Source organism: Micromonospora sp. NPDC093277, assembly GCF_044765245.1.
In the GTDB taxonomy this organism is placed as follows: domain Bacteria; phylum Actinomycetota; class Actinomycetes; order Mycobacteriales; family Micromonosporaceae; genus Micromonospora.
On the sequence record NZ_JBIWJO010000013.1, the window covers coordinates 129,761 to 146,528 of the forward strand.

The following is a 16,768-nucleotide window of genomic DNA, read 5'->3' on the forward strand; positions in this document are numbered from 1 at the left end:
ATGTCAAGCCCGTCATCGTGCCATGACGGGATCGAAGGTGACGCCGACCGGCTGCAGCAGCCACCAGTGCCCGCCGAGGCCGGCCGGGTCGGTCAGTTCGGCCACCGCCGACGCGGCGGCCAGCGCGCGGACGTACCCGGCGGGGTCGCGGGAGGCGAGGCTCAGCGGCGGTCGTCCGCCGTCGGCCCCGAGCGCCCGCAGCGCCTCCCGCTGGGAGATCAGGGTGTACGCGCACCGGGCGACCCGCTCACCGGCGGAGGCGACCGAGTCCATGGCGACGTGCGCGGTGACGTCACAGGTCCCGTCCGGCACCGCCGGCACCTGCCGCCCGTCCCGGTATCCCGTCAACGTCCCGCCCAGCGGCCGCCGCTCCCGCAGATGCCCGTAGTCGACCGCCACTGCCACCCCCCGCTCCACCCTGCCAACCGCCTCTCCCCACGCCGCATCCCGTGCCCTCCCCACCTCAGCCCGCACCGCCGTGTTGATCAAGAGGTGTGCGTCCGGTTCCGGGCCTCCGGCCGACGCAAACTCCTTGATCGACGACCCGGAAGGGGGCGTGGGGGCGGGCCACCAGCGGGTCAGCCAGGTGGTGTCCTCGGGGGTGAGCGGGGGGCCGGGTGACTCATCGCCGGTCAGCGGGTCGACCAGGAGGTAGCGCCAGATGCCGCCGGTGTGCACGGCCAGTTCCAGCGGGACGTTGTCCAGCCACTCGGTGGCCACCAGCAGCCCGGTGATCCCGTCAGGGATCTCGTCCAGCCAGTCGATCGCAGCCGGGAGGTTCTCGGGACGGGGCGCCCGCTCGACCGCCGTGAGGCGTACCCGGTCGGCGAGGGGGACCGGGGCGGCGGGCTCCCCGGAAACCCCCACGAGCAGCGCCCGGAGCAGCTCACCCCGGCCCGCGCCCACGTCCACCATGTCAAGACGGGGAGGATGACCCAGCGCACGATCAACAGCGGTGAGCAGGCGAAGCAGGCCGGACGAGAACGCGGCAGACGCGTGCACGCTGGTGCGGAAGTGGGCGGCCGGTCCGGCCCCGGAGACGAAGAAGCCGTCCGGCCCGTAGAGGGCCTGGTCCATCGCGTCCCGCCAGCGCACCGGGTTCATCCCGGCCAGATCTCCACGATGCCGACCTCGTCCACCATCATCCGTGCAGTCACATGCGGCACGGTAGCCGGTGTGGGCGCAGCACTCCGCCCGACTGGGCCGGCGGCCGGCCGGTGAAGGTTTTCACACATGCTTGTCCAGGTTCCGCGACTCCGGCGCATACTTGCGATCGACCGGTACCCCCTTCGAGGACTGGATCGACTGTCATGAGCGCACCGCTGCGCCCGCGTCCGGCCGCCCTGCCCGGGGCCGCCGTACCGCCGGGCGGCGCCTCGAACGGCGCCCCGCTCGCCTTCCCTCGCACCCTCAGCGTCGGCGTGCTCGGCGCCGGCCGGGTCGGTGCCGTGCTCGGCGCGGCCCTCGCCGCCGCCGGCCATCGGGTGGTCGCCGCCTCCGGCGCCTCCGGGGCCGCCCAGGCCCGGATGGCGCTGCTGCTGCCGCAGACCCCGAACCGCTCCGCGACGGCGGTCGCCCGCGCGGCCACCGACCTGCTGGTCGTGGCGGTGCCCGACGACGCCCTGGCCGGCGTGGTCGCCGGCCTGGCCGAGGCCGGCGCGCTGCGCCCCGGCCAGGTGGTCGCGCACACCTCCGGCGCGCACGGGCTGGCGGTGCTCGCCCCGGCCGCCGTGGTGGGCGCGCGGCCGCTCGCGCTGCACCCGGCGATGACCTTCACCGGTACGCCGGACGACCTGACCCGCCTGGCCGGCATCTCGTACGGGGTGACCGCCCCGGCCGAGTTGCGGGTGTTCGCCGCCCGGCTGGTCGCCGACCTCGGCGGCGTGCCGGAGTGGGTGGCGGAGGACGATCGCCCGCTCTACCACGCGGCGCTGGCGCACGGCGCCAACCACCTGGTGACCCTCGTCAACGAGGCGGTCGACCGGTTGCGTGACGCCGGGGTGGACCGGCCGGAGAAGGTGCTCGCCCCGCTGCTGCGGGCCGCCCTGGAGAACGCCCTGCGGCTCGGCGACGACGCGCTCACCGGCCCGGTCTCCCGGGGGGACGCGGGCACCGTACGCCGGCACCTGGTCAGGCTGGCGGCGACCGCGCCGGAATCCGTGCCCCCCTATCTGGCGTTGGCCAGGAGGAGCGCGGATCGCGCGATCGCGGCCGGTCGGCTCCGCCCGGCGGACGCGGAGTCGCTGTTGGACGTGCTGAGCGGCCTCTACGGCGGGGTCGCCGCGTGAACGAGCGGAGCGAGCGAACCAGCTGGCTCGGTAGCGAAGCGGCGGCGCGAGCGCGGGGTGTGCGTCTGCGGGCCGTGCGGCCGCCGACAACGGAGGTGACGCCATGACGGAGCTGGTACACACGCGCAAGGAGCTGGCGGCGGCCCGGGACGGCCTGACCGGCACCGTCGGCGTGGTGATGACCATGGGCGCGCTGCACTCCGGGCACGAGACGCTGCTGCGGGCGGCCCGCGAGCGGGCCGACCACGTCATCGTCACGATCTTCGTGAACCCGCTCCAGTTCGGCCCGAACGAGGACTTCGACCGCTATCCGCGGACCCTCGACGCCGACCTGGAGATCTGTCGGCGGGCCGGTGCGGACGTGGTCTTCGCTCCCGCCGTCGTCGACATGTACCCGGACGGCCAGCCGACGGTCCGGGTCAACCCGGGCCCGCGCGGCGAGGACCTGGAGGGCCTGAGCAGGCCCGGCTTCTTCCACGGCGTGCTCACCGTGGTGCTGAAGCTGCTCCAGCTCACCCGTCCCGACCTGGCCTTCTTCGGCGAGAAGGACTACCAGCAGCTCACCCTGGTCCGGCGGATGGTCCGGGACCTGGACGTGCCGGCCGAGATCGTCGGCGTGCCGACCGTACGCGAGCCGGACGGCCTGGCCCTGTCCAGCCGCAACCGGTACCTCTCGGCGGAGGAGCGGGCGGCGGCGCTGAGCCTGTCCGCCGCGCTGCGGGCCGGCGTCGAGGCCGCCGAGCAGGGCGCGGACGCGGACGCGGTGCTGGCCGCCGCCCACCGGGCCTTCGACTCCGGTACGCCGGGCGCCCGCCTGGACTACCTGATGCTCACCGACCCCGACCTGGAGCCGGGCCCGGTCTCCGGCCCGGCGCGAATGCTGATCGCGGCCCGGGTCGGCACCACCCGGCTGATCGACAACGCGGCGATCCTGCTCGCCCGGCGTTCCTGACTCGTGCGAGAGAGGCATCCGATGCTCCGGACCATGCTCAAGTCGAAGATCCACCGGGCCACGGTGACCCAGGCCGACCTGCACTACGTCGGCTCGGTGACGGTGGACGAGGACCTGCTCGACGCGGCCGACCTGCTGCCCGGTGAGCAGGTCGCGATCGTCGACATCACCAACGGGGCCCGGCTGGAGACGTACGTCATCCCGGGGCGGCGAGGCAGCGGCGTGATCGGCATCAACGGCGCCGCCGCGCACCTGGTGCACCCCGGTGACCTGGTGATCCTCATCTCGTACGGGCAGATGGACGACGCCGAGGCGCGGACGTACCAGCCGCGGGTGGTGCACGTCGACGCGGACAACCGGGTGGTCGACCTGACCGCCGACCCGACCACCGCCGCTGCCGGCACCGCCGGCGATCCGGTGCCCAACCCTCTCGCCGCCGCCCTGAACTGACCTCGGCCGGGCCGTACGGTCTGTCACCGGAAGGTCATTCCCGGCTACCCTGGGCGCACCGTCGAAGTGACGGTCGTCGGCTGGGGGAGGCCGCGATGCGCCGTGCGATGAGGGTCCTGGTCGCCGCGTTGGTCGCGGGAGCCGCCGTGGCCGGCTGCGCCGGATCCGGCGGGTTGGACGGCGACCTCACCGACGACTGGGCGGCGCTGCCACCGGCCGGGCCGTTCACCCCGGCGGCCGGGGTCTGCCAGTTGGCCGACTTCACCGCCACGGTCGGTCCGGCCGGGTACGACCCGGTGGGCTGCGAGTTGCCGCACCGGGTGGAGACCGTGCACGTGGGCGCCTTCACGGTCGACCGGGCCAGCCCGCCGGCCCTCGGCTCCGTCGAGCTGCGTACGGCGTTCGCCGACTGCGACAGCCGGGCCAACGGGTACGTCGGCGACAACTGGCGGGCCGGCCGGCTGCGGCTGGCGGTGGCGCTGCCCGCCGGTCCCGGCTGGGCGGCCGGCTCCCGGTGGTACCGCTGCGACCTGACCGAGCTGACCACGGTGGAGGCGGCGGCGCAGGTGGTGACCCGTACCGGCAGCCTGCGGGACGCGCTCAAGGGGCCGTCGGGGCTGCGGCTGGGCTGCCAGCGTACCGGCGGCGACGCCCGGCGGGTGCAGACGCTGACCGCGGTGGGGTGCGGCACCGTGCACGACGCCGAGTTCGTCGGGGTGTGGTCGGCGCCGGACCGCCCGTACCCGACGAAGGACGCCGACTGGGCCCCGCTCTACGCCGGCTGCAACACCGTCCTGGCGAAGTACGCCGGAGTGCCGGACGACCCGACGCTGCGGTTCCGCAGTGGCGTGGTGGTCCGCCCGCCGGGCGCGGGCCGGTGGGCCGCCGGCGACCGGGGCGTCCGCTGCTACCTCTGGCTCAGCGACCGTAGGGTGACCGCCTCGCTCAGGGGTGCCGGACCGGCCGGCCTGCCGGTACGGACGAAGTAGCCCGAACCACTCGTCCCGCCCCCGCGGCCCGAGGCGAGGAGCCTTCGGGTTGACTGTCCGCATGGACCTTCCGACCGTCGACCTGCCGGCCCTGCCCAGGCTGCTCGCCGCGCCCGCACCCGGCTGGGTGGAGACCACCGACGTGATCGTCGTCGGCTCCGGGGTCGCCGGCCTGACCGCCGCGCTGCACCTGCGCGAGGCGGGCCTGCACGTCACCGTGGTCACCAAGGTCAACATGGACGAGGGGTCGACCCGCTGGGCGCAGGGTGGTATAGCCGCGGTGCTCGACCCGGCCGACACCCCGGCCGCACACGCGTCCGACACCGAGGTCGCCGGCGTCGGCCTCTGCGACCCGGCGGCGGTGCGGGTGCTGGTGGAGGAGGGCCCGACCCGGCTGCGCGAGCTGATGCGGATCGGGGCGGAGTTCGACCGGAACCCGGACGGGTCGCTGATGCTGACCCGGGAGGGCGGCCACCGGGCCGACCGGATCGTGCACGCCGGCGGCGACGCGACCGGGGCGGAGGTGCAACGGGCGCTGCACGCGGCCGTCCACCGCGACCCGTGGATCCGGCTGGTCGAGCACGCCCTGGTGCTGGACCTGTTGCGCGCCCCCGGTGACGGCCCGGACGGGCTCGGCCCGGCCTGCGGGATCACCCTGCACGTGCTCGGCGAGGGCAGCGAGGACGGCGTCGGCGCGATCCTGGCCCGGGCGGTGGTGCTGGCCACCGGCGGCATGGGGCAGATCTTCGCGGCCACCACCAACCCGGCGGTCTCCACCGGCGACGGGGTGGCGCTCGCCATGCGGGCCGGCGCGGCGGTCACCGACGTCGAGTTCGTCCAGTTCCACCCGACCGCGCTGATCGTGCCGACGGGCGCGTCGGGCGCGACGCGGGCCCAGCAGCCGCTGGTGTCGGAGGCGCTGCGCGGCGAGGGCGCCCACCTGGTCGACGGGGACGGCAAGCGGTTCATGGTCGGCCAGCACGAGCTTGCCGAACTGGCGCCCCGGGACGTGGTCGCCAAGGGCATCCACCGGGTGCTGCTGACCACCGGGCGACAACTCCCGCTCGGCGCGTCTGACGCCGCGCCGCGACCTGGAGCCGTCGGCGCAGACCACGTCTGGCTGGACGCCCGCCACCTGGGCGGGGATTTCCTGGCCCGGCGCTTCCCGACCATCGTCGCGTCCTGCCTGGCCATCGGGGTCGACCCGGCAACCGACCTGATCCCGGTCGCCCCGGCCGCCCACTACGCCTCCGGCGGCGTCCGCACCGACCTGCGCGGCCGTACCTCCATCCCCGGCCTTTACGCCTGCGGCGAGGTCGCCTGCACCGGCGTGCACGGCGCCAACCGGCTGGCCAGCAACTCGCTGCTGGAGGGGCTGGTCTTCTCCCGCCGGATCGCCGAGGACATCGCCGTCGGCCTGCCCGAGCAGGCGAAGCCGGCCGAGACCGGCGCCTGGGTCGGTGGCCAGGGCTGGGTGGTGCCGACCGCCGGCACCCCGGCCCTGCAACGGGCGATGACCCGGGGCGCCGGGGTGCTCCGCTCGGCGGACACCCTCGCGGCGACCGCCGTCACCCTGACCGAGCTGGGTCAGGGCCGGGGCGTCCCGCGTACCGCCGACTGGGAGGCGACGAACCTGATCACCGTGGCGTCGACGCTGGTCGCCGCCGCCTACCGGCGCCGGGAGACCCGGGGCTGTCACTGGCGGGAGGACTTCCCGACCGCCGACGAGCGGTGGCTGGGCCACTTCGTCGGCGGGATCGGGACGCAGGGCTCGTTGACCGAGCGGTGGGAGGACTTGCGATGAGGGACTCGACGGAGCGGGCGTTGCGGGCCGGGGGCCTGGACCCGGCGGGGGTGCGACGGGTGATCGTCGATGCGTTCACCGAGGACCTGGGCCCCGACTTTCTCGACGTCACCAGTGTCGCCACCATCCCCGACAAGCAGAACGACACCGGTGACCTGGTCGCCCGCGCCGACGGCGTGGTGGCCGGGCTGCCCGTGGCGGCGGCCGTGTTCGAGCTGGTGGGCGAGGTGACCGGGACGGACCGTACGGTCGAGGTGTCGTTGGTGGCCCACGACGGGCAGCGGGTGGCGCGCGGCGACGTGCTGGCCACGGTGACCGGCCCGACCCGGCTGCTGCTCACCGCCGAGCGGACCGCGCTCAACCTGCTCTGCCGGATGTCCGGGGTGGCCACCCACACCCGGGCCTGGGCCGACGCTCTGGCCGGCACCGGCGCGACGGTGCTCGACACCCGCAAGACCACCCCCGGCCTGCGCGCCCTGGAGAAGTACGCGGTCCGCGCCGGCGGCGGCACCAACAAGCGGATGGGCCTGCACGACGTCGCCATGATCAAGGACAACCACAAGGTTGCCGCGGGCGGTGTCGGCGCCGCCTACCGGCGGGTCCGGGAGGCGTTCCCGGACGTGTCGGTGCAGGTGGAGGTGGACACGCTGGCCGAGGCGGTGGAGGCGGTGGAGGCCGGCGCCGGCTTCCTGCTGCTGGACAACATGACCCCGGCGCAGCTGCGCGAGGTGGTCGCCGCGGTGGGCGACCGGGCCGAACTGGAGGCCACCGGCGGGCTGACCCTGCCGGTAGTCGCCGAGTACGGCGCGACCGGGGTGGACTTCCTCTCGGTGGGCGCGCTCACCCACTCCTCGCCGATCCTGGACATCGCCCTGGATCTGCGGGCCGAATGAGCGTCTAGGCTGCCAGCGTGCTGCTCTGCATCGACATCGGAAACACCAACACCGTGCTGGCGACCTTCGACGGCGACAAGCTGGTGCACTCCTGGCGGATCAAGACCGATGCCCGTTCCACCGCGGACGAGCTGGGTCTGAAGTTCCGGGGGCTGCTGGCCGGTGACGCCGTGGAGATCACCGGGGTGGCGGCCTGCTCGACGGTGCCGGCCGCGCTGCGCTCGCTGCGTACCATGCTGTCCCGCTACTACGCGGACCTGCCGAGCGTGATCGTCGAGCCCGGGGTACGCACCGGGGTGCAGCTCGCCATCGACAACCCGAAGGAGGTCGGCGCGGACCGGGTGGTCAACACCCTGGCCGCGTACAGCCTCTACGGCGGTCCGTCGATCGTGGTGGACTTCGGCACCACCACGAACTTCGACGTGATCAGCGGTCGGGGCGAGTTCCTCGGTGGCGCGTTCGCGCCGGGCATCGAGATCTCCTTCGACGCGCTCGCGGCCCGCGCTGCCCAGCTCCGCAAGGTGGAGGCCACCAAGCCCCGCTCGGTGATCGGCAAGAACACGGTGGAGTGCCTGCAGGCCGGGCTCTATTTCGGCTTCGCCGGCCAGGTGGACCGGATCGTGGAGCGGATGACCGAGGAGTTGGGCGAGGTGAAGGCCGTGATCGCCACCGGCGGCCTCGCCCCGCTGGTGCTCCATGAGTGCCGCACGATCACCCACCACGAGCCGATGATCACCCTGATCGGCCTGCGGATGGTGTACGAGCGCAACGTGTGACGGGCAAGGAAGGGCCCCTTCTTAACGCCTCCGGTAGAGCACGGGCCCCTCTTAATCACCGTGCTCGGCAACGCCGTGCTCGGCAACGCCGTGCTCAGCATCGTGGTGCTCAGCAACGCGGTGCTCGGCAACGCGGTGCTCAGCAACGCGGTGCTCAGCGGCGGCGGGAGCGGAAGACGAAGGTGCGGTAGGGGAGTTCGACGGTCTCCCGGCCCTTCAGGTCCGGGTGGGTGGCGACGAGCTGCCGCAGGTCCCGGTCGACTCGCTCCTGCTCGTCCGGCGAGGCGGTGAGCCAGTACGACCGGGTGTGCAGCATGCCGAACACCTCGTCGGGCGTCAGCGTGGTCGAGTGGGCGAATTCGCCCAGTTCGACCGGCTGAAAGGCGGGGCCGAAGTCGCCGTACCTCTCGACCACGTTGCCCGCGTTGTCGCCGAGGTGGGCGATCCGGGTCAGCTCCGCCACCCAGGCCACCCGCTCGTCCCGGAGGTTCCAGATCGGGGCGAAGGTGCCGCCGGGCCGCAGCACCCGGGCGATCTCGGCGTGCGCCGGCTCCCGGTCGAACCAGTGGTACGCCTGCCCCACCAGCACTGCGTCCGCAGACCCGTCCGGCAGCGGCATCGCCTCGGCGGTGCCGGCCAGCGGCGTCGTGCCCGGCGTCGCGAGCGCCAGCTGCGCCCGCATCCCCGGATCCGGCTCGACGGGTACGACGTCGTGATCGAGCACGAGGAGTCCACGGGTGAGGATGCCGGTGCCCGCACCGAGGTCCACGACCCGGGCCGGCGCGGCCAGGCCGTCGAGTGCCCAGCGCAGCGCCTCCTCGGGATAGCGGGGCCGGAACCGGTCATAGTCGGCCGCGGCGGCGCCGAAGGAGAGTGCCTGAGTGGGGTCCGTCATGGGCGGCAGGTTATCCCGTAACGGCCGGCACGGGGCTTGAGTACGCTCATGTGCTGACCCGCCGATATCCCTCCAAGGCTTGAGGAAGCGTGCCGTGACCGAGCAGAATGCCGTGCCAGTAGACCCCGCCGACGACCTTCCGGAGCAGATGAAGGTCCGCCGGGAGAAGCGGGACCGGATGCTCGCCGAGGGCGTCGAGGCGTACCCGGTCGGATACCCCCGGACCAGCACGCTCGCCCGGATCCGCGCCCAGTACGCCGAGCTGCCTACCGACACCGCCACCGGCGACCGGGTCTCGGTCACCGGCCGGGTGATCTTCGTACGCAACACCGGGAAGCTGTGCTTCGCCACGCTTCGGGACGGCGACGGCACCGAACTCCAGGCGATGCTCTCGCTGGACCGGGTCGGCGCGCAGCGGCTGGAGGACTGGAAGCGCCTGGTCGACCTCGGCGACCACGTCGGCATCACCGGCGAGGTGATCACCAGCCGGCGTGGCGAGCTGTCGGTGCTGGCCGAGGAGTGGGCGGTCACCGCCAAGGCGTTGCGCCCGCTGCCGGTGGCGCACAAGCCGCTGAGCGAGGAGGCCCGGGTCCGCCAGCGCTACGTTGACCTGGTCGTACGCGAACAGGCACGGCAGATGGTGCGTACCCGGGCGACGGCGGTCCGCAGCCTCCGTGACACCCTGCACGGGCAGGACTACATCGAGGTGGAGACCCCGATGCTCCAGTTGCTGCACGGTGGCGCGGCGGCCCGCCCATTCGTGACCCACAGCAATGCGCTCAACACCGATCTGTATCTGCGAATCGCGCCGGAACTGTTTCTCAAGCGCGCCGTGGTAGGCGGCGTGGACCGGGTCTTCGAGATCAACCGCAACTTCCGTAATGAGGGCATCGACTCGTCGCACTCGCCCGAGTTCGCGATGCTCGAGGCCTACCAGGCGTACGGCGACTACAACACGATGGCCGAGCTGACCCGTAATCTCGTGCAGCGGGCGGCGATCGCGGTCAGCGGATCGACGGTGGTCACCCACGCCGACGGCCGGGAGTTCGATCTGGGCGGCGAGTGGCGATCGGTGACGCTGTTCGGTGTTCTTTCCGAAGCGCTCGGTGAGGAGGTCACCGTCCGCACCGAAAGGTCTCGCCTGGTCGAGTACGCCGACAAGGTCGGTCTCGGGGTCGACCCGAAGTGGGGTCCGGGCAAGCTGGCCGAGGAGCTGTTCGAGGAACTGGTGGTGCCGTCACTGCAGGCGCCCACCTTCGTGTGCGACTACCCGGAGGAAACCAGTCCGCTGACGCGGGCCCACCGCAGTGAGCCGGGACTGGCCGAGAAATGGGACCTCTACGTCCTCGGTTTCGAGCTGGGCACCGCGTACTCGGAGCTGGTCGACCCGGTGGTGCAGCGGGAGCGGCTGGTGGCCCAGGCGCAGCTCGCCGCCCGCGGCGACGACGAGGCGATGCGACTCGACGAGGACTTCCTCCGGGCGATGGAGTATGGAATGCCGCCGGCCGGTGGTATGGGAATGGGAATCGACCGGCTCTTGATGGCGCTGACCGGCCTGGGAATTCGGGAAACCATCCTGTTCCCGTTGGTCCGGCCGGAGTAGCCGCCGGCCGTACCCAGGTCGTTACCGCATCCTATTGACGAGACAAGCGGAGGGCGGGTTATTGTGCTCTGTATTCGCAGGAGCACAGCACCCTGCTCGAAAGGAATGTGGGACGTGGCCAAGCAGATCATTCACAAGCTGGTCGATGACCTGGACGGCGGGGACGCTGACGAGACCGTCAAGTTCGCCCTCGACGGCGTGCAGTACGAGATCGACCTCTCGGCGGCGAACGCCGAGAAATTGCGTGACGTATTCGCTCAGTACGTCGACCACGGGACCAAGGTCGGTCGCGGTGGGGTTGTCGTCGGCGGCCGGGCCGCGCGTGGCCGGGGCGGCGCGACCGCCGACCGCGAGCAGAACAAGGCCATCCGGGCCTGGGCGAAGAAGGCCGGCAAGGACATCTCCGACCGGGGCCGGATCCCGCAGGAGATCGTCGAGGAGTACCACGCGAAGGCGGGTCACTGATCCGACGACCCCGTAAGCGGGCGACACGACGCCGGACCGGAGTGCCACTCCGGTCCGGCGTCGCCGTTTTCGCCCCGGTGGGTCCGCTGTCGGGTGCGGCCGGGACATGCCGGGTTGCGCCGAGCGTCCGGTCGGGTGGGCTGGCCGGTCAACGCTGGTCGGGCGTGCCGCGTAGTCGGGCCGGGGGCGGGAAGAAAACCCTCCCGGGGCAGGTTGTCCACAGGCGGTGGAGATGCTGTCCACAGGCTGTGGATGACGGCGGGGGCACCGACGCCGCCCGCCCCGGGCCCGGAAGACCCTCCGGAGGCCCCAGACCGGGCTTTTCCACCAAGGGTCGAATTTCGCTCTGCGCGTACAGCCAGGGGTACCGGAACACCTGCTGAGCGTGGACGGTTGTCAGAAACGACGTGGGAACGGCCTTTCGCGGGGACACACGACCTCAGCGGAGTCGGTCCGCGGCGATAGAGTAAGGAGGCACGGACGCCCGTCCCGGACGTCCGCGCACCGGCCCCGCCAAGATCTTGACCATCAAGGCGCACGGCACGTGAGGAGCACGAGGGCATGTTCGAGCGGTTCACCGACCGAGCGCGACGGGTTGTCGTCCTGGCCCAGGAAGAGGCCCGGATGCTCAACCACAACTACATCGGTACGGAGCACATCCTGCTGGGCCTGATCCACGAGGGTGAGGGCGTTGCGGCCAAAGCCCTGGAGAGCCTCGGCATCTCCCTGGAGGGCGTCCGCCAGCAGGTCGAGGAGATCATCGGCCAGGGCCAGCAGGCGCCGAGCGGACACATCCCGTTCACGCCGCGGGCCAAGAAGGTGCTGGAGCTGTCGCTGCGCGAGGCGCTGCAGCTCGGCCACAACTACATCGGCACGGAGCACATCCTGCTCGGCCTGATCCGTGAGGGCGAGGGCGTGGCCGCCCAGGTGTTGGTCAAGCTCGGCGCCGACCTCAACCGGGTCCGCCAGCAGGTGATCCAGCTGCTGTCGGGCTACCAGGGCAAGGAGCCGGCCGCCGCGGGTACCGCGCCGGGCGAGGCCGCGCCGTCGACCAGCCTGGTGCTGGACCAGTTCGGCCGTAACCTGACCCAGGCCGCCCGTGAGGGCAAGCTCGACCCGGTCATCGGGCGCGAGAAGGAAATCGAGCGGGTCATGCAGGTGCTCTCCCGCCGTACCAAGAACAACCCGGTCCTGATCGGTGAGCCCGGCGTCGGCAAGACCGCCGTGGTCGAGGGGCTGTCTCAGAAGATCATCAAGGGCGAGGTGCCCGAGACGCTGAAGGACAAGCAGCTCTACACGCTCGACCTCGGCGCGCTGGTGGCCGGCTCCCGCTACCGCGGTGACTTCGAGGAGCGCCTCAAGAAGGTGCTCAAGGAGATCCGCACCCGCGGCGACATCATCCTGTTCATCGACGAGATCCACACCCTGGTGGGTGCGGGTGCCGCCGAGGGCGCGATCGACGCGGCGAGCATCCTCAAGCCGATGCTGGCCCGTGGCGAGCTGCAGACCATCGGTGCCACCACGCTCGATGAATACCGCAAGCACCTGGAGAAGGACGCCGCTCTCGAGCGCCGCTTCCAGCCGATCCAGGTGGGTGAGCCGTCGCTGGCCCACACCATCGAGATCCTCAAGGGCCTGCGGGACCGTTACGAGGCGCACCACCGTGTCTCGATCACGGACGCGGCTCTCGTCGCGGCCGCGACGCTGGCCGACCGGTACATCTCCGACCGGTTCCTGCCGGACAAGGCGATCGACCTGATCGACGAGGCCGGTGCCCGGATGCGGATCCGCCGGATGACCGCGCCGCCAGACCTGCGTGACTTCGACGAGCGGATCGCCCAGGTGCGCCGCGACAAGGAGTCCGCGATCGACGCGCAGGACTTCGAGCGGGCCGCCCAGCTCCGCGACAAGGAGAAGCAGCTGCTCGGCCAGAAGGCCCAGCGGGAGAAGGAGTGGAAGGCCGGTGACCTGGACGTCGTCAGCGAGGTCGACGACGAGCAGATCGCCGAGGTGCTCGGCAACTGGACCGGCATCCCGGTCTACAAGCTGACCGAGGAGGAGACCTCGCGCCTGCTGCGCATGGAGGACGAGCTGCACAAGCGCGTCATCGGCCAGGAGGACGCGGTCAAGGCGGTCTCGAAGGCGATCCGGCGTACCCGGGCCGGCCTGAAGGACCCGAAGCGCCCGTCCGGCTCGTTCATCTTCGCCGGCCCGTCCGGTGTCGGTAAGACCGAGCTGTCCAAGGCCCTCGCTGAGTTCCTGTTCGGCAGCGAGGACGCCCTCATCCAGCTGGACATGTCCGAGTTCCACGACCGGTACACCGTCTCCCGGCTGGTGGGTGCCCCGCCCGGCTACGTCGGCTACGACGAGGGCGGGCAGCTGACCGAGAAGGTGCGTCGTCGGCCGTTCTCGGTGGTCCTGTTCGACGAGATCGAGAAGGCCCACCCGGACGTGTTCAACACGCTCCTGCAGATCCTGGAGGACGGGCGGCTCACCGACGGCCAGGGCCGGATCGTGGACTTCAAGAACACGGTCATCATCCTGACCACCAACCTCGGTACGCGGGATGTCGCCAAGGCGGTGTCGATGGGCTTCCAGGCCTCTGAGGACTCCGAGTCGAACTACGACCGGATGAAGCAGAAGGTCAACGACGAGCTCAAGCAGCACTTCCGGCCCGAGTTCCTGAACCGGATCGACGACACCATCGTCTTCCACCAGCTGCGTGAGACGGAGATCCTCTCGATCGTGGACATCATGATCCAGCGGATCGAGAGCCAGCTGCGCAACAAGGACATGGGCCTGGAGCTGACCGACAACGCCAAGAAGTACCTGGCGAAGAAGGGCTTCGACCCGGTGCTGGGCGCGCGGCCGCTGCGTCGCACGATCCAGCGCGACATCGAGGACAACCTCTCCGAGCGGATCCTCTTCAACGAGCTGACCCCGGGTCAGATCGTGGTGGTCGACTGCGACGGCGACCCGAGCAACGTCGACAAGTCCAAGCTCGTCTTCCGAGGCACCGACCGGCCGGTGGCCGTGCCGGACGCCGTCCCGGCGGACCTCGGTGGCGCGGCCACCGCGGGTGCGGACGACGCGGCGTAACGCCGGGCAGATGTGACAGGGCGACGGCCCCGGTAGGCGAGAGCCACCGGGGCCGTCGCCTTTCACCTCACCGGCCCGCGCCAGTCGGCCGTGATCGGCTCGGCCGTAATCGGCTCGGCCGTGATCGGCTCGGCCGTGATCGGCTCGTTGTGCGGCAAAGTGTGGTCTCAGCGGCGTCGGAGACCACCGGTTGCCGCAACCTGAGTGGATCAAGGTGCGGGGGTGCCGCGGGTTGCCGCAGCCTGAGTGGATTAAGGTGCGGGGACACCGCCGGTTGCCGCAAGCTGGGTGGATCAATGAGCGGGGCGCGCCGTGCCGGCTGGGTCAGGAGTGCGGGAGGGGGACCGCGGGGCCGTCGCCGGTCAGGCGGAAGGACTCCTCGCCGACCGGCTCGACCAGGCCGTCGGTGACCAGCCCGGCCAGGGCCCGGGCGCGTTGCACGTCGTCGTGCCAGACCTGGTCCAGCCGCTGGTGCGGCACCGGGCCGGTCGCCTCGCGGAGCACCGCGAGCAGCAGGCCGCGTACCTGACGGTCGGTGCCGGCGTAGCGCTGGGGGCGGCGGGTCGGGCCGGTCGGCGCCGCCTGGCCGGACGCCCGCCAGGCGCAGACCGACTCGACCGGGCAGATCGTGCAGCGGGGCGCGCGGGCGGTGCAGACCATGGCGCCGAGTTCCATGAAGGCGGCACTGGCCAGTGCCGCCTCGGCTGGCTCGGCGGGCAGCAGTTCCTCGGTGGCGACCAGGTCGGCGGGGCGGGTGGCCGGGCCGGCGTCCGGCTCGCCGGCGATCGCCCGGCACACCACCCGGCGTACGTTGGTGTCGACGACCGGGTGCCGCTGCCCGAAGGCGAACGCCGCCACGGCCCGGGCCGTGTACGTCCCGACGCCCGGCAGCGCCAGCAACTGGTCCAGCCGATCCGGCACCTCGCCACCGTGCCGTTCCATGATCGCCACCGCGCAGTCCCGCAGCCGTACCGCCCGGCGGGGATAGCCGAGCCGTCCCCACATCCGGATCGCCTCGGCCGGGGTGTCCTCAGCCAGCGCGATTGGCACCGGCCATCGGGCCAGCCACGCTTCCCAGGCGGGCAGCACCCGGACCACCGGTGTCTGCTGGAGCATGACCTCGCTGACCAGGATCGCCCACGCGCCGATGCCGGGCTCGCGCCACGGCAGGTCGCGGGCGTTCCGCTCGTACCAGCGGCTGACCAGGGCGGCGAAGGTGGGCTCGGACATGGCGCTGCCGATCATGTCACGGTGGCTTTCCCGCTGGGTGGGCGGGCGGGGTGGGCCTCTTCGACCATCCGGGCGCGACGGGGCAGAATGTCCGGATGAACGAGCTCGCGATCACTGTCATCGGCCAGGACCGGCCGGGCATGGTGGCCGACGTCGCCGAGGCGCTCGCGCGGCTCGGTGCCAACCTCACCGACTCCACGATGACCCGGTTGCGGGGCCACTTCGCGATGACTCTGATCTGCGTGGGCCCGGCCGCCGCCGAGGTCGAGGCCGCGCTGGCCCCGCTCGCCGCCGACGGCCGGCTCCTGGCCACCGTACGCCCGGTCACCCCGGACGGGCAGACGCCGGCGCCCGGTGAGCCGTACGTGCTGGCGGTGCACGGCGCGGACCGGATGGGCATCGTCGCCGCGATGACCCGGGTGCTGGCGGACGCGGGCGGCAACGTCACCGATCTGAGCACCCGGCTGACCGGCTCCCTCTATGTGGTGGTCGCCGAGGTCGAGCTGCCGCCGGGCCGCTCGGACGAGGTGGCCGGCCGCCTTGCCCGTACCGCCGCCGAGCTGGGCGTGGGCGTCAGCCTCCGCCCAGCGGACACGGACCTGCTGTGACCGCCGAGTACGTCGGCCTTGGCGGCTGGTCCCCGGAGTCGCTGGCGGTGCCGGGTGAGGTACGGCCGGTGGTGGTGGCACCCGATCCGGTGCTCAGCCGGCCCGGGCCGGAGGTCGACCCGACCTCGGACGAGGTGGTCCGCCTCGCCGCCGACCTGGTCGCCACCATGCGGGTCTCGCCCGGCTGCGTGGGCCTCGCCGCCCCGCAGGTGGGGGTGAGTGCCCAGGTGTTCGCGGTGGACATCACCGGACATCCGAAGGCGGTCACCGTGCACGGCACGTTCGTGCTGTGCAACGCGATGGTGGTCGAGGCGACCCGCTGGAAGGCCGGGCGGGAGGGGTGCATGTCGGTGCCTGACCTGACCGGTGACGTGAAGCGGGCCAGCCGGCTGGTGGTCGAGGGGGTGCTGCCGGGCACCGGTGCGCCGGTGCGGCTGGTCACCGACGGCTTCGAGGCGCGGGCGCTCCAGCACGAGATCGACCATTGCGCCGGTCTGCTCTTCCTCGACCGGGTGGCCAGCGCGCACGCCATCTACCAGCGCAAGGTCTACCTCTGATCGACTCGCGGGACCTGGGTGTTCGTCGTGGCGCTGCGCGCTCGTCCGAAGCCGTTCGGTGACCGTGGAATGTCGAGTGTGGACCGCCTGGCGGGCGCGGTTGATCCGTACCGGCGCGTCGTTCCCCGCGCCGTGCGCCGCGCGACTACGGTGAACGCA

Annotated in this window: 15 protein-coding genes; 12 read left to right on the forward strand and 3 right to left on the reverse strand. The window is 72.2% G+C overall.

Annotated features, from left to right (window positions below; genetic code table 11):
- Nucleotides 1-12: 12 nt before the first annotated feature.
- Nucleotides 13-1,104 (reverse strand): SAM-dependent methyltransferase, encoded by a 1,092-nt coding sequence (locus ACIRG9_RS25820; RefSeq protein ID WP_402860923.1) that lies wholly within the window; start codon nucleotides 1,102-1,104, stop codon nucleotides 13-15.
- A gap of 206 nt (nucleotides 1,105-1,310) precedes the next feature.
- On the opposite strand from ACIRG9_RS25820, the gene ACIRG9_RS25825 reads away from it, so the two are divergent.
- The 7 genes from ACIRG9_RS25825 (at nucleotide 1,311) to ACIRG9_RS25855 (ending at nucleotide 8,152) form a co-directional block, all read left to right on the forward strand.
- Entirely contained in the window at nucleotides 1,311-2,288 is a 978-nt protein-coding gene (locus ACIRG9_RS25825; RefSeq protein ID WP_402860926.1) for a Rossmann-like and DUF2520 domain-containing protein, read from the forward strand.
- Nucleotides 2,289-2,391: 103 nt separating this feature from the next.
- Nucleotides 2,392-3,240, forward strand: a complete 849-nt coding sequence (panC, locus tag ACIRG9_RS25830; protein WP_402860929.1) for a pantoate--beta-alanine ligase — start codon at nucleotides 2,392-2,394, stop codon at nucleotides 3,238-3,240.
- Between the two features lie 21 nt (nucleotides 3,241-3,261).
- The gene (gene panD, locus ACIRG9_RS25835; protein WP_402860931.1) at nucleotides 3,262-3,690 is read left to right on the forward strand and encodes an aspartate 1-decarboxylase; all 429 of its coding nucleotides are present in this window, start codon (nucleotides 3,262-3,264) and stop codon (nucleotides 3,688-3,690) included.
- 95 nt (nucleotides 3,691-3,785) lie between these two features.
- Nucleotides 3,786-4,679: a septum formation family protein gene (locus ACIRG9_RS25840; protein ID WP_402860934.1), complete on the forward strand. Its 894-nt coding sequence runs from the start codon at nucleotides 3,786-3,788 to the stop codon at nucleotides 4,677-4,679.
- A 61-nt stretch (nucleotides 4,680-4,740) separates the two neighbouring features.
- Complete coding sequence (locus tag ACIRG9_RS25845) at nucleotides 4,741-6,483, forward strand: L-aspartate oxidase (protein WP_402860937.1); 1,743 nt, start codon at nucleotides 4,741-4,743, stop codon at nucleotides 6,481-6,483.
- Nucleotides 6,480-7,376, forward strand: coding sequence for a carboxylating nicotinate-nucleotide diphosphorylase (gene nadC / locus ACIRG9_RS25850; protein ID WP_402860940.1), 897 nt, complete (start codon nucleotides 6,480-6,482; stop codon nucleotides 7,374-7,376). The genes ACIRG9_RS25845 and nadC overlap by 4 nt, the downstream gene beginning before the upstream one ends.
- Before the next feature lie 17 nt (nucleotides 7,377-7,393).
- Complete coding sequence (locus ACIRG9_RS25855) at nucleotides 7,394-8,152, forward strand: type III pantothenate kinase (RefSeq protein ID WP_402860943.1); 759 nt, start codon at nucleotides 7,394-7,396, stop codon at nucleotides 8,150-8,152.
- A gap of 154 nt (nucleotides 8,153-8,306) precedes the next feature.
- Here ACIRG9_RS25855 and ACIRG9_RS25860 read toward each other — a convergent pair whose 3' ends face one another.
- Nucleotides 8,307-9,047 carry a class I SAM-dependent methyltransferase gene (locus tag ACIRG9_RS25860; protein WP_402860946.1) on the reverse strand — a complete coding sequence of 247 codons (741 nt, stop codon included), beginning with the start codon at nucleotides 9,045-9,047 and terminating at the stop codon, nucleotides 8,307-8,309.
- A 94-nt stretch (nucleotides 9,048-9,141) separates the two neighbouring features.
- Here ACIRG9_RS25860 and lysS point away from each other — a divergent pair, with 94 nt between their 5' ends.
- The 3 genes from lysS (at nucleotide 9,142) to ACIRG9_RS25875 (ending at nucleotide 14,214) form a co-directional block, all read left to right on the forward strand.
- Nucleotides 9,142-10,650: a lysine--tRNA ligase gene (lysS, locus tag ACIRG9_RS25865; RefSeq protein WP_402860949.1), complete on the forward strand. Its 1,509-nt coding sequence runs from the start codon at nucleotides 9,142-9,144 to the stop codon at nucleotides 10,648-10,650.
- Nucleotides 10,651-10,764: 114 nt separating this feature from the next.
- Nucleotides 10,765-11,115: an Lsr2 family protein gene (locus ACIRG9_RS25870; RefSeq protein ID WP_402860952.1), complete on the forward strand. Its 351-nt coding sequence runs from the start codon at nucleotides 10,765-10,767 to the stop codon at nucleotides 11,113-11,115.
- A gap of 561 nt (nucleotides 11,116-11,676) precedes the next feature.
- Nucleotides 11,677-14,214, forward strand: a complete 2,538-nt coding sequence (locus ACIRG9_RS25875) for an ATP-dependent Clp protease ATP-binding subunit (RefSeq protein ID WP_402860955.1) — start codon at nucleotides 11,677-11,679, stop codon at nucleotides 14,212-14,214.
- 324 nt (nucleotides 14,215-14,538) lie between these two features.
- Here ACIRG9_RS25875 and ACIRG9_RS25880 read toward each other — a convergent pair whose 3' ends face one another.
- Entirely contained in the window at nucleotides 14,539-15,444 is a 906-nt protein-coding gene (locus ACIRG9_RS25880; RefSeq protein WP_402860958.1) for an A/G-specific adenine glycosylase, read from the reverse strand.
- Nucleotides 15,445-15,539: 95 nt separating this feature from the next.
- Between ACIRG9_RS25880 and ACIRG9_RS25885 the strand changes: the two genes are divergently transcribed.
- Together ACIRG9_RS25885 and ACIRG9_RS25890 are read left to right on the forward strand one after the other, a co-directional pair.
- Nucleotides 15,540-16,052: a glycine cleavage system protein R gene (locus tag ACIRG9_RS25885; protein ID WP_402860961.1), complete on the forward strand. Its 513-nt coding sequence runs from the start codon at nucleotides 15,540-15,542 to the stop codon at nucleotides 16,050-16,052.
- The gene (locus tag ACIRG9_RS25890) at nucleotides 16,049-16,609 is read left to right on the forward strand and encodes a peptide deformylase (protein ID WP_402860964.1); all 561 of its coding nucleotides are present in this window, start codon (nucleotides 16,049-16,051) and stop codon (nucleotides 16,607-16,609) included. The genes ACIRG9_RS25885 and ACIRG9_RS25890 overlap by 4 nt, the downstream gene beginning before the upstream one ends.
- Nucleotides 16,610-16,768: the final 159 nt, after the last annotated feature.